General features: G+C 36.6%; 13 protein-coding genes. 12 read left to right on the top strand and 1 reads right to left on the bottom strand.

The genetic code is table 11. From position 1 onward, the window contains the following. Positions 1-396 precede the first annotated feature (396 nt). The 7 genes from BK579_RS17875 to BK579_RS17845 all read left to right on the top strand — a co-directional run bounded on the left by BK579_RS17875 (position 397) and on the right by BK579_RS17845 (position 6,535). Complete coding sequence (locus BK579_RS17875; RefSeq protein ID WP_235848461.1) at positions 397-990, top strand: ABC transporter permease; 594 nt, start codon at positions 397-399, stop codon at positions 988-990. Between the two features lie 3 nt (positions 991-993). Further along, positions 994-1,800 carry an ABC transporter permease gene (locus BK579_RS17870; RefSeq protein WP_078547790.1) on the top strand — a complete coding sequence of 269 codons (807 nt, stop codon included), beginning with the start codon at positions 994-996 and terminating at the stop codon, positions 1,798-1,800. Positions 1,801-1,817: 17 nt separating this feature from the next. Beyond that, complete coding sequence (locus tag BK579_RS17865; protein ID WP_078547788.1) at positions 1,818-2,825, top strand: ABC transporter ATP-binding protein; 1,008 nt, start codon at positions 1,818-1,820, stop codon at positions 2,823-2,825. Between the two features lie 134 nt (positions 2,826-2,959). Beyond that, complete coding sequence (locus BK579_RS17860; protein WP_078547786.1) at positions 2,960-4,096, top strand: CAP domain-containing protein; 1,137 nt, start codon at positions 2,960-2,962, stop codon at positions 4,094-4,096. Positions 4,097-4,190: 94 nt separating this feature from the next. Further along, positions 4,191-4,835, top strand: a complete 645-nt coding sequence (locus tag BK579_RS17855; RefSeq protein WP_078547784.1) for an SDR family oxidoreductase — start codon at positions 4,191-4,193, stop codon at positions 4,833-4,835. A gap of 791 nt (positions 4,836-5,626) precedes the next feature. Beyond that, the gene (locus BK579_RS17850) at positions 5,627-6,208 is read left to right on the top strand and encodes a YitT family protein (RefSeq protein ID WP_078547782.1); all 582 of its coding nucleotides are present in this window, start codon (positions 5,627-5,629) and stop codon (positions 6,206-6,208) included. Between the two features lie 24 nt (positions 6,209-6,232). Further along, positions 6,233-6,535, top strand: a complete 303-nt coding sequence (locus BK579_RS17845; protein WP_078547780.1) for a DUF3219 family protein — start codon at positions 6,233-6,235, stop codon at positions 6,533-6,535. 48 nt (positions 6,536-6,583) lie between these two features. Here BK579_RS17845 and BK579_RS17840 read toward each other — a convergent pair whose 3' ends face one another. Beyond that, positions 6,584-7,960 (bottom strand): M20/M25/M40 family metallo-hydrolase, encoded by a 1,377-nt coding sequence (locus tag BK579_RS17840; protein ID WP_078547778.1) that lies wholly within the window; start codon positions 7,958-7,960, stop codon positions 6,584-6,586. A 215-nt stretch (positions 7,961-8,175) separates the two neighbouring features. Here BK579_RS17840 and BK579_RS17835 point away from each other — a divergent pair, with 215 nt between their 5' ends. From BK579_RS17835 to BK579_RS17815, 5 genes are read left to right on the top strand one after another with little or no spacing between them, the layout of a single operon-like run. Then, on the top strand, positions 8,176-8,994 hold the full coding sequence (locus BK579_RS17835; protein WP_235848460.1) for an SDR family NAD(P)-dependent oxidoreductase: 819 nt from the start codon (positions 8,176-8,178) through the stop codon (positions 8,992-8,994). A gap of 10 nt (positions 8,995-9,004) precedes the next feature. Beyond that, positions 9,005-10,060, top strand: a complete 1,056-nt coding sequence (locus BK579_RS17830) for a ketopantoate reductase family protein (protein WP_078547775.1) — start codon at positions 9,005-9,007, stop codon at positions 10,058-10,060. Then, entirely contained in the window at positions 10,041-10,694 is a 654-nt protein-coding gene (locus tag BK579_RS17825) for a GntR family transcriptional regulator (RefSeq protein WP_078547773.1), read from the top strand. Before BK579_RS17830 ends, BK579_RS17825 begins: the two co-directional genes overlap by 20 nt. Positions 10,695-10,743: 49 nt before the next feature. Further along, positions 10,744-11,766, top strand: a complete 1,023-nt coding sequence (locus BK579_RS17820) for an ABC transporter ATP-binding protein (protein ID WP_169891272.1) — start codon at positions 10,744-10,746, stop codon at positions 11,764-11,766. Continuing rightward, the gene (locus BK579_RS17815; RefSeq protein WP_078547769.1) at positions 11,720-12,676 is read left to right on the top strand and encodes an ABC transporter ATP-binding protein; all 957 of its coding nucleotides are present in this window, start codon (positions 11,720-11,722) and stop codon (positions 12,674-12,676) included. The genes BK579_RS17820 and BK579_RS17815 overlap by 47 nt, the downstream gene beginning before the upstream one ends. Positions 12,677-12,684: the final 8 nt, after the last annotated feature.

Here is a 12,684-nt window from a genome sequence, read left to right as displayed (position 1 = left end):
GAAAACATGGATAGTGAGATTTGTATCAAGTTATCTAAAAATCAATAATCCTACTAATGAAGCAAAGCTTACTGCTAGAGATAAAGGGACGCTTTTTTCATCAATTCGATTAAGAAAAGTTATAAATTATGGTAAAATTAATGTTTAGAGAAAAGGGTTTGTTAAACGACATGAGGTGAATCATGAGTCCATTTAAAATGTATACTACTTTTACCAAAAAGGCTTTTCTAAGATCTGCAGCTTATCGTTTTGATGTTTGGACACGTCTAATATCTAATATCATCTTCTTACTTATGTGGGGATCGATTTGGATGGCATTATATTCTGGCAGAGAGGAAGCTGAAGGAGTTTCTTTGGCTGCAATGTTGACATATGTCGTGGTTAGCCAATTTTTAAATGCAGGCAGTCAACGGAGCAGGTACGCCTTTATGGGAAATTCAAGAAAAGGTACGAACAGGGGATATAGCTTTTGAATTATTAAAACCGTTTAATGTCCCACTAAGGTATCTGTTTGCTGATTTTGGTAGTGTGTCCTTTTATATGATCACGGCACTATTACCGTTATACATATTATTGTTTTTCTTTTTTGATTTAACATTACCGAGTTCATGGGAAACTTGGTTATTATTTAGTATTTCTGCATTTATAGGATTTTTGATTCGTTATTGCATTGAACTGACTTTTGGATTATTTACATTTTGGTTAATCGAGACAGGTGGAATTGAGGATATTTTTTATTTCTCGGTTTCCCTTTTATCAGGTTCGGTTATTCCACTTTGGTTTTTTCCAGATTGGCTTCAGACAATTGCTATGTATCTACCATTTCAGGGAATCTATTTTATTCCCAACTCGATTTTTATTGAGGAAATTGTAGGTAGTGACATTTTGATGATGCTTGGGTTACAACTTTTTTGGTTGGTAGTTTGCTTTTTAATTCTTCGTTTTGTTTGGCTTAAAGCAACATCAAAAGTCGTTGTGCAAGGAGGATAAGCAGTGGGAATTTTATCGTATATACCATTATATTTTCGTTTGGTTGCTGCAGGGATCCGTGCACAAATGCAATACCGGTTTGCTTTTATGATGAGGATTGTAGGCATGATTGCAGCTTATACAGGAACAGCAGTGACAATGTGGGTCATGCTTTACCAGTTTGAGGAGCTGGGTGGGTGGAATTTCTATGAACTTCTTTTTCTATTTGCTGTGGCGGTTGTTTCTTGGGGTTTTTGTATCATACTATTCTTTCATTTTAGAAGCTTAGATACTTATATTGTCAACGGTACATTTGATCGATTTTTAGTGCGTCCAATTAATCCATTTTTTCATTTTATGGCAATGAAATTTGATATTGGGGCAGCGGGACAATTTATTTTTAGTATATTCATCTTTATTTGGGTAAGTGGAGAGCTTAATCTTCAGTGGGGATTAGGGAAGCTTCTTTTCCTACTATCGGCCATCATTGGAGGAGTGCTTATCCAAGGTGGACTTCTGGTAATGATTTCGGCAATTGCGTTTTGGACAACGAAGTCAGAGCGATTTTATTGGGTAGTCATGTACCCAGCTAGAAATCTTACAAACTATCCCTTAGGAATTTATCCGAAAATCATTCAATATATCACAGCATTTGTCATCCCTTTTGGTTTTGTTAACTATTTTCCAGCTGCGGCTCTTTTAGAAAAAGACATTAATTACTTTCATGCTAATATTGGATATCTCACACCAGTTGTTGGCATTGTGTTTTTCTTTTTAGCTTATCATTTATGGATGTTCGGTTTGAATCGTTATAAAAGTACAGGTTCATAAAAAGGAGTGAGTTCGTCATGGCGATTATTGAAGTTGAAAATCTTCGTAAGGATTTCAAAATAGCGAAAAGGGAAACCGGCTTTCTTGGGGCATTAAAAAGTGTTGTGAATCGTCAATTTATTACGAAGGAAGCGGTACAGGGCATTTCTTTTTCAATTGAAAAGGGAGAGATGGTTGGATATATTGGTCCAAATGGTGCAGGTAAATCTACGACAATCAAAATGTTAACTGGGATTCTCGTTCCATCAAGTGGGAAAGTGACTGTCAATGGGCTTGTTCCATATGAAGACCGAAAGAAAAATGCTAAAAACATAGGTGTTGTATTTGGCCAACGTACCCAATTGTGGTGGGATCTTCCAACAATTGAATCGTTTGAACTACTAAAGGATATTTATGGTGTTTCAGATACAAGGTATCAAGAAAATATGGATACCTTTACTGAAATATTAGGTCTTAATGAGTTTCTTAATACGCCTGTTAGACAGTTGTCACTTGGTCAAAGAATGAGAGCTGATATTGCTGCATCACTTCTTCATGACCCAGAGATTCTCTTTTTGGATGAACCGACGATTGGACTTGATGTCGTTGCGAAGGAGAAAATGAGAGACTTTATACAAGAAATTAATAAACAAAGACAAGTGACTGTTATTCTGACAACCCATGATATGGAGGATATTGAAAAGCTTTGTAAACGGATGGTACTTATCGATCATGGACAAAAAGTATATGATGGTAACATCGACACAGTTAAAGCTAAATATGGGAAAACAAGAACACTAGTTGTTGATGTAGAGCAAAATGGAAAAGAACTAACCCTACAAGGGGGATCACTTATTAAAGAAGAAGGAAATCGAAAGTGGATTAGTTTTAATCGAACTGAAATATCGGCATCGGAATTAATTAATCAAATAACAAAGACTCATAACATCTCAGATTTAACAGTCGAGGAACCTGAGATAGAATCGATTATTAGTCGTATTTATCAAGAGGGATTTTCGAATACTGAAGAACCTATTCAAGTATAGAAATAGTAAGGGGAGCTCCTTACTATTTTTTTGTGAAAAGTTTGGGTTAATGATAAAGTGGATAAAATGGATAAAAATATAGTTTAACCTAATTATCAACCAGTTGTTGATAATAGATACAAGGAGGTCAACAAGTGAGACGATTTTTTCTATTATTGTCTACAATTTTCTTTTTATATGCGTCTTGGACTGTCATTGAAAAGAAGTCTGTTGGCACTGAATATGAAGAAGCTATTGAGACAATTAAAATGGAAATGGACGGAATAAAAGATAACCCCAACATCCAAAATACATTAGATTCGATACTCGGCTCTATCTTACAAGTGTTTGGTGAACTTAATCAGGTGATTGAAAAGGAGCAGAGTACGCCAAATCCAGTTCAAGAAGTAGATCCTCCTAATTTAGAACCTTCCACTACACAGCTTTTTTCTATCTATAATATTGCACTTGGTGATACTAGAGAAACAGTTGAAGATATTACTGGTCAAGCCAAACGTACCTCTTATAACGAATATGGGACTGAGTGGTACACATACCATGATCAATATCAACACTTTATGATGGTAGCTTATGATGAAGATAATAAGGTAGTTGGTATGTATACGAACCACGATTTAATTGCATCAAGCACGGGGCTTAAGCTTGAAAGTAAAAAAGAGGAAGTTCGCTCTATTCTTGGAGAGCCAATGAAGTATATAAGTAAAGGGTTAGTAAATTATCAGTTTCCAGAAGATCGTGGGTACGATATGTTTGAATTAGACAACTCTTTTGTCACCATATTTTATGATCAACATGAAAATAATAGAGTTACTTCTATTCAACTTATCGATAAGAAATTAGAGAATGGTAAAAAGGATTTCTATACTACTCCAAGTGACCCCTTAAAAGAGGGATTAGAAGTCCAACTTTTTGATTTAACCAATGCAACAAGGGTGGAAAAAGGCTTGCATCCTTTAGAATGGGATGATCAAGTAAAAGTAACGGCAAGAAATCATAGTATCGATATGGCTGAAAATAATTACTTTGATCATACAAACTTAAAAGGTGAATCTCCGTTTGATCGTATGCTTGAAGATGGTATTAAGTATTCACTTGCTGGTGAGAACTTAGCTTCAGGGCAATTTAGTAGTATTTTTGCACATGAAGGATTAATGAACTCCTTAGGGCATCGTGAGAATATCCTACATCCTGAGTTTGAATTACTTGGTGTAGGTGTTGCGTTTAATGATAAAGCAAATCCATATTATACGGAAAATTTTTATACCAAATAACATCTGCTGAGCGGTTCTTTTGATATCAACATCAGATTTTGAAATAATAGTGTTGTGATTGAAAAAGATGACAAATGAAAGGGGAAGTAACCTTATGAACGTATTCGTGGTTGGAGCAAATGGTCAGATAGGTCAACATCTCGTTCATTTATTAGCTATTCATCCGGAACATCATGTGAAGGCTATGGTTCGAACTGAGGAGCAGCTTGAAAAACTAAAGAAATCGGGTATCGAAGGCGTTGTTGCCAATTTAGAAGGAACCGTTGATGAACTAGTGGAGGCAGCAAAAGGCTGTGATGCGATTGTCTTTACTGCAGGCTCTGGTGGAAGTACTGGACATGATAAGACTTTGTTAGTGGATCTTGATGGGGCAGTTAAAACGTTAGAAGCAGCCGAAAAACTCGGCGTTGAACGTTTTGTTATGGTTAGTGCGATACAAGCTCATCATCGAGAAAATTGGAGTGAAGCTATTAAGCCATACTTTGTTGCCAAACACTATGCCGATCGATTCGTCGAAGCTAGCTCTTTGAATTATTCAATTATCCGTCCCGGTGGACTAACAAATGAATCCGGAACAGGTCAGATAACTGTTGCTGAAAATTTAACTCGTAACACAATTCCAAGAGAAGATGTTGCCAGTACAATTGTTCAAGTGTTGACTGATCGTCACACGTATAGACGTTCATTTGATCTTGTATCAGGTGACCAATCAATTGAAGAAGCGATTAAAAGCTTGTAAATAGAAAAATAGATTTTATAGTACAGAGGGAGAGCTAGTCTCCTTCTTTTTTTAAAGATAAGAGTACCAGCTGTTCTGTTTGAGGAAGTGAAGATGTGTTCCAAGTTAATCAAAGCCATGTAATTTTTAGGATTACGTGATGTCTTTATACACCATCGACATCTTCTAAAAAATTTATGGATAAGGCAGCACGGATCATGATGTACTTTTTTAGCTTTGTAACTCATCTTTGTTGATTTTTGCGTAGGTATAGGAACTCATAGACGGAGAAATTCCGGCTAATGTATCAAAAAGGGGCTTAAGATGCAGATATAAACGGAGAATTTCCGGTTAACTTCTCTAATATATAACTAAATCTAAAGAGTAGGTTCATATAAGCGGAAAAACTCCTGTTATTTTTAGGGAAATGTTGATATTTCCCAACTTAAGCGGAATTTTTCCGTTTAAATTCAAGACCGGGCTTTGGTTTTTCTTATTAAGTTTGTTGGTTTATATAAAAGGAATATGTTTTAGAAGACAAGAGTTCTGACAACTTTTGGCGCTTGGGTGGATGTAGCGGGCACAGTGAGACCCGCAGGAGCGAGGCGACGAGGAGGCTTACCCCACGCCCCGCGGTATCCCGCGAGTGAACTGTAGTGAATGGAATTCCGAGTTAAGTATTCTCAATGTAAAACTTACACTAGTCACCTCAGAATGAAAATACAGCATCCATTCTAAAAAACTAAAAAACACAAATACCTTAGTTATTGGTGCATATACTATAACATGTCCAAATACTGAGGTGTTTTAGGGTGTTAAAAAAAGGTCTTATTATTATTTTAGGAAGCATGTTGTTAGGTATAGGTGTTAATTGGTTTTTAGTCCCTTACCGAGTGTTAGATGGTGGAGTTATTGGTGTGGGTTTGATCATGAAGTATATGTGGGGATTAGAAGCTGGATTTGTGATTATATTGATAAGTATTCCAATATTTATCATCGCTTGGTTTAAATATCGACAATACTTTTATAATAGCTTACATGGGATGATGATTTCTTCTTTTTTTATAGATGTATTCCACTTTGTCCCAAGTGTAATAACAGTGAATGCCACTTACAGTGCAATCATTGGGGGGATTTTAGTAGGATTAGGGATTGGACTAATGCTTCGGTATAAGACAAGCACAGGTGGAACAGACTTAGTTGCCCAATTTATATCTGACATCACTAAATTAAATGTAGGAATTCTAATATTCATGATTGATGCGTTGATTATATTCATTGGCGGACTTTTATTTTCAACCGAAACCTTGCTTCTTTCCGCACTCACTATTATATTCGTGGGAGGGACAACTAGTTTATGTACTTGGAAAATGTCAACGGATTATGCAGCTTGATAGTTTTTAATTGGAGATGAGCTCATGGTAAAACAAATACGATTAGATGAAGAAAAGATCAATGTAAATAATTTTAGAAGTGAAGAGATGTATGACAAAAAAAGTGGAAAAAAAATAAAGAAAGTAATCGCTGATTTTAAGGTGAGTAATGAAGATTATCATCGTGTAACTACACTATTATATCGAATGACCTTTACAGTGAGAGTATTAGAACGTGAGCTTGAATTTAAAGGTACGATTAGTAATTACTCGACTTCCTTTACAAACCTCTATAAGGAGGGAGCAGTTGGAGATTTTCACTTAGAATTAATTGAAGTAATCGATTAAGCTTTTTGTCACCATCTAAATGGGTTAGATGGTGACATTTTACAATGATTAACTTTTTGCAAATTCAGATATTAAGTGTGCAATATGTACAATACCTTCTTCGAAGTCTTTACTCCTAATCGATTCATTTGGAGCATGCAAACGAGAACTGGCCCAACCAACACCTGTACTCACAATAGGGATATTTAATAGATTTCCAAAATCGCTCATTGGCCCTGTACCTGCATTATTAGGTGAAAGGACAACCTCTGTTCCATAGACATCTTCTGCTGTTCTTACCATTAAACTTACAAAAGGATCTGCTAGATTTGAGCGGTACGCTTTCACCCCATTTAACATCTTCACTTTTATATCAGTGTATCCATGTAGCTTTAAGTGGTTTTCGATACATTCTTGGATGAAATAAGGATCTTGTTCTGGAACCAATCGACAATCTAGTTTTGCTAAAGCCCTTTTTGGAATAATTGTTTTCGAGCCCTCACCATAATATCCACTTTCAAAACCACAAATGGTCATAGTTGGATCGAAAACCGTTGCTTCCCTTGGGTCACGACCTTTAGCAGTAGTAGACAGAGGATGTTTTAACCCGAATAATTCCTTCATGCTTTGTTCATCAAATGGGATCTTTTCTGTGTATTCTACTTCTAGCTCTGTGGGTGGTAGCACCTGATTATAAAATCCCTCTACAAGAATTTCATTTTTGTCATTTTTCATCGATGCTAATGCATGTGTAAGCCTCCATGCGGCGTTTTCGACAACAGCACCATGTTTCGAATGTAAATCCATATCAGCACTTTCACAAGTGAGTTCAAAATAAGCCATCCCTTTCACACCAGCTAATAAATTCACTCGGTCTTCTGCATCACGATCAGCATGCTCCCAAATACAAGCATCGGCTTTTAAAAGCTCTTTATATTTTTCGATATAAAGCGGGAGGGTAGGACTTCCTATTTCCTCTTCGCCTTCGATGATGAACTTCAGGTTACAAGGTAGTTCTCCAAACATTTCTATTAAGACCTTTATTGCCGAAAAACGTGCAATCAGATCTCCTTTATTATCAGCTGCTCCTCTTGCAAATAACTTACCATCAATTTCTGTTAACTCAAATGGTGGAGTGTCCCATTCATCAAGTGGCTCAGGAGGTTGAACATCATAGTGATTATAAAAAAGAATGGTTTTTTCTTTGTTACCGTTTGGACCTGCCTCAAAGAAAGCAAAAACAATCGGGTTACCACCAAACTCGTCTAAAATTGTAATATTTCCGCCTAGGTCATTAACCATTTTCTCAACAATGCTTACTGTCTCTGGGATCATCTTCTTCTGTGCAGAGATAGAAGGTAGTGCGCAAAACTGTTTTAAGTCCATAATAGAATTTGCTAGAATCTCTTTCGTTTTAGAATAGAATTCATTAATCGACGTTTCCATGAAAACCCTCCTAGTTAAAAATACCATATCATAATTATATAGATTAATAGTAACTAATAGTATATGTGAAAGGTGAAATAAAAGAATTCTAAAAAATTAAAATATTTAAACAAAAGTAATTGTAATTTCAAGAGATTGCTAGTATGATTATTTATAAATTTACAAAAGTTTCTGAAAAATGAAAAGGTGTAGAGATCATTTAAGGAGGTATTATGTTGTTCCAAAGTGTTAACAGTTTACAGTCGACAACTTTTTTAAATAAAATCTGTTTGGTTACTGGTGCAAGTCATGGGATCGGTAGGTCTATTTGTAAAGAATTTGCTCGTCATGGAGCATCAGTTATAGCAATTGATATTCTTGAAGAAGAACTCAACCAAACGAAAAAAGAGATTGAAGAACTGCTAGGATCAAATGGTCAACAGGCTAACATCCATACATATAAAGTCGATCTAACAGATTGTGAAGCAATTAATGAGATGATTCATATAGTCATTAAGGAATTTAACCGAATTGATATTCTGGTTAACAACGCAGGTGGAGTTACAGGACAAGAGCATCAACCAATTGAAAATGTTACTAACGAACAATGGAATCGCGTGATAGACATTAATCTCAATGCTGCCTTTTATATGACTCGTGCTGTAGCGCCTTATATGAAAAGAGACAATTATGGAAGAATTGTAAACATTTCGAGCGGTGCTGGTCGCAGCAGTAGTTTAACAGGAATACAGGCTTATACAAGTGCAAAGGCAGGTCAAATCGGGTTTACAAGGCAGATGGCAAGAGAACTTGGCCCTTTTGGAATCACAGTAAATAATGTTGCTCCTGGCTTTGTGATATCAAATCCTTCAACTGAAAACCAGTGGAACAAAATGACTGAGGAGAAACAGCAAGCTCTAATTGAATCAATTTCTGTAAAAAGACTTGGAAAGCCAGAGGATATTGCTTTTCCGGTATTGTTCTTTGCATCAGATTATGCAGCATACATAAGTGGGCAAATTATTTCGGCTGATGGTGGGATGCAGCTGTTTTAGGAGGAAAAACATGCATATAACAATCATTGGGGCAGGTGCAATTGGTGGAGTTTTGGGTGCTTATCTCTCGCGTTCTGGACAGAAAGTAACCTTTTGTGATATTGCAGAAGATCACGTAAGAAAAATGAATGAAACAGGTTTAAGGATTGAGGGGCCTGAGGAAACATTTACGATATCCTGTAAAGCCTATGTACCTGAAAAATTAGTGGAACAAGGAGAATCTTTAGAGATTGTATTACTTTGTGTAAAAGCCCAGCATACAGAGCAAGCCATTACTCAAATATTACCTCTTCTTAATGAAAAGTCGTATGTTGTTTCTTTGCAGAATGGGCTATGTGAAAAGCAAATTGCTAGATTAATTGGAGCAGAACGAACAGTTGGGTGCTTTGTTAACTTTTCCGCCGATTATCTTGAACCAGGGAGAATTCTCTACGGTGGAATTGCTGCCCTTTATTTAGGTGAATTAGATGGGAAGATAAGCAAGCGTGTTACCCATTTGCAAGAGGTTCTATCTTGTTGGGGGCCAGCACAAGTTACAGATAACATTTGGGGCTATTTGTGGGGGAAAATGTCTTATGCTGGACTTCTTTATGCAACAGCATTAGTGGATGAAACGATGGCAACAGTTGTTAGTAATAAGGAGTTAAGACCTACATTAATGGAACTATGCTCAGAAATTCTTGAAGTAGCTGATTGTGAAGGAATACATCCTTTAGGCTTTGATGATTGGGAACCAGAACTAGTTTATCCTCGTAAAAAAAGAGATTCAACCATCTTAGACTGTCAGTTAGAAAAACTTGCAAAGAGAATGGCTTCTAATCGAAAAACGAAAAGCGGTATTTGGCGCGATCTTGCAGTTAGAAAAAGAAAGACCGAAATTGAACAACAGCTTATCCCAATTGTTGAAATTGCAGATAACTATAAGGTAAACATGCCATTAACAATCCAACTGATTACTCAAATACAAGAAATTGAAGTTGGCGTCAGACAAATGGACTGGAAAAATCTTTACGAACTAAAGGAACTTTACGAAGTGGTGGAAAATAATGAACCTAAAATTAGATAATAGAAGCTTATCAGATGATGTGGCAAGTCTCATCAGAAAAATGATTTTAAATGGGACTTTGAAGCCTGGCGAACGAATCAACCAAGCTCAGCTCGCTGAGCAAATGGAAATATCTAGAGGCCCGATTCGAGAGGCACTTAGATTACTTCAAAATGAGGGGTTAATCAAGCATGAAACAAATAAGGGTACCTTTATTACAACACTTTCCAGCCAGGATGCCTATGAAATCTACACATTACGAGCGCTGTTAGAAAGTGAAGCAGCCAAATTGGCTTATCAACATCTGCAAGAGAAGGACTTTGAGAAACTTGAAAGGTTAATTGTAGAATTTCACCAGGCTTTACAAGAAAAAGACCTAGAGAAAGAAGCTAGAGTGGATATTGAATTTCACCATGTTATTGTTTCGGCGTCAAAGCACCAGCGTTTAATCAGTATGCATCAACAATTAGATACCCAAGTGGGTGCTATGTTCTATACCGTGGCAAATAACTTGCCGAAAAGAGCAGGTAAGGTTGTGGAAAACCATCAAATGTTAATTGATGTCCTAAGAAAAGGTGATTTAAACCATATCCAAAAGGTGTTATCTGATCACTACCTACTAGCATTACAGGATTTGAAAGAAGTAGATTTATAATTTTATATTGGAAAAAGAAAAACAGCGATTTAAAAGATTAGGGAGGTGGATTAATTTGTTACTTGATGTTCAAAACATTTCACTTAAATTCAAGAGAGCAGGGAAATATTTTACCATTCTTGATCAAGTTACTTTCTCCGTCGAAAAAGGTGAAACATTAGGTATTGTTGGTGAATCAGGCTGTGGTAAAAGTATGACGGCACTTTCAATTATGAGGTTATTACCAGACAATGCAACACTTGAGGGGAAAGTTATGTTGGAAACAGAGGTTATTACAGAGTTATCTAAGAAAAGGTTAGAAAAGGTTCGTGGAAATCAAATGTCAATGATCTTTCAAGATCCTTTAACCTCTCTAAATCCATTGCATAAGGTTGGCAAGCAAATTGAAGAATCCTTATTGCTTCATACAAATCTTTCTAAAAAAGAACGAAAAGAGAGAGCGATAAAGTTACTAAAGGAAGTAGGGTTACCAAGAGCAGAAGAGTTAATTGAAGAATATCCACACCAGCTTTCAGGAGGAATGAGGCAACGTATTATGATTGCCATTGCGATGGCTTGTCAACCTCAGCTACTGATTTGTGATGAACCGACAACAGCTCTAGATGTAACAGTTCAAGCTCAAATACTTGAACTAATGAACAGTTTAAAAAAAGAAAACGATATGGGCATTATTATGATTACACATGACTTAGGTGTGGTTGCTGAAGTTTGCGATCGAGTAATGGTCATGTATGCTGGTCAAGTGGTGGAGCAAGCGGATGTTCACGAATTGTTTAATAATCCACATCATCCGTATACAAAGGGTCTCCTTAAATCAATTCCAAAGCTTGGAAGTAGGAAGGAACAACTAGGTTCTATACCTGGAACTGTCCCATCGCCACAGAATATGCCTAGTGGCTGTCGATTTGCAGATCGCTGTAGTGAAGTGATGGATATATGTAGACAGAAACAACCAGTGACGAAGGTAGTTTCAGGAGGCCATTCAACAGCATGTTGGTTATATGATGACAAGGAGGTGGGACCGAATGTCACTGTTAGAAATCAAAAATCTAAAACAGCATTTTCCAGTTAATGCAGGCTTTCTAAAGGCAAAAAAGATGGTTAAAGCCGTTGATGGTGTTAGTTTTACACTAGAAAAAGGAGAAACCCTCGGGATTGTTGGTGAGTCAGGCTGTGGAAAATCAACACTAGGACGGTCGATCCTCCGTCTCGTGGAACCCTCATCCGGAGAAATTCATTATAAAGGAAATAATATCTCTAATATCAGTAGGAAAGATATGAAGGAGTTAAGAAAAGAGATGCAGATTGTTTTTCAAGATCCATTCGCTTCTCTTAATCCAAGGCAAACGATAAGACAAATTTTAGAAGCCCCACTCGTTATTCATAATATGGGTAATAAATCAAAAAGAACAGCCATCATTGAAAACCTCATAGAAAAAATTGGACTAAGAAAAGAACAGCTAGATAATTATCCACATGAGTTCTCCGGCGGACAACGTCAAAGAATAGGAATTGCTAGGGCTCTAACGTTAAATCCCGAGCTGATTATCGCAGATGAGCCAGTTTCAGCACTGGATGTCTCTGTGCAATCGCAGGTTCTAAATTTATTAGTCGACCTACAAAAAGAATTTGATTTAAGCTACATCTTTATCTCTCATGATTTATCAGTTGTACAACATATTTCAGATCGAGTCGCAGTTATGTACTTAGGAAAAATTGTTGAATTAACTGATGTTGATGAGCTTTATCAAAACCCTCAACATCCATATACTAAATCGTTATTATCAGCACTACCTGTTCCAGACCCAAGCTATAAGAAGGAACGAATTATATTGCAAGGGGATTTACCGAGCCCTATCAATCCTCCTTCTGGATGTGCATTTCATACAAGATGTCCTGTAGCTACATCCGAATGTAAAAAAGTCATACCTGAACTTAGAGAAAAATCTTTTGGACATTGGACTGCATGTATCCATGTTTAAGTAAGCTA

Origin of the sequence: Litchfieldia alkalitelluris (assembly GCF_002019645.1) — a bacterium.
Classification (GTDB): domain Bacteria; phylum Bacillota; class Bacilli; order Bacillales; family Bacillaceae_L; genus Litchfieldia; species Litchfieldia alkalitelluris.
The sequence above is the reverse complement of the archived record's forward strand: the minus strand, read 5'-3'. Positions and strand labels throughout refer to the sequence as shown.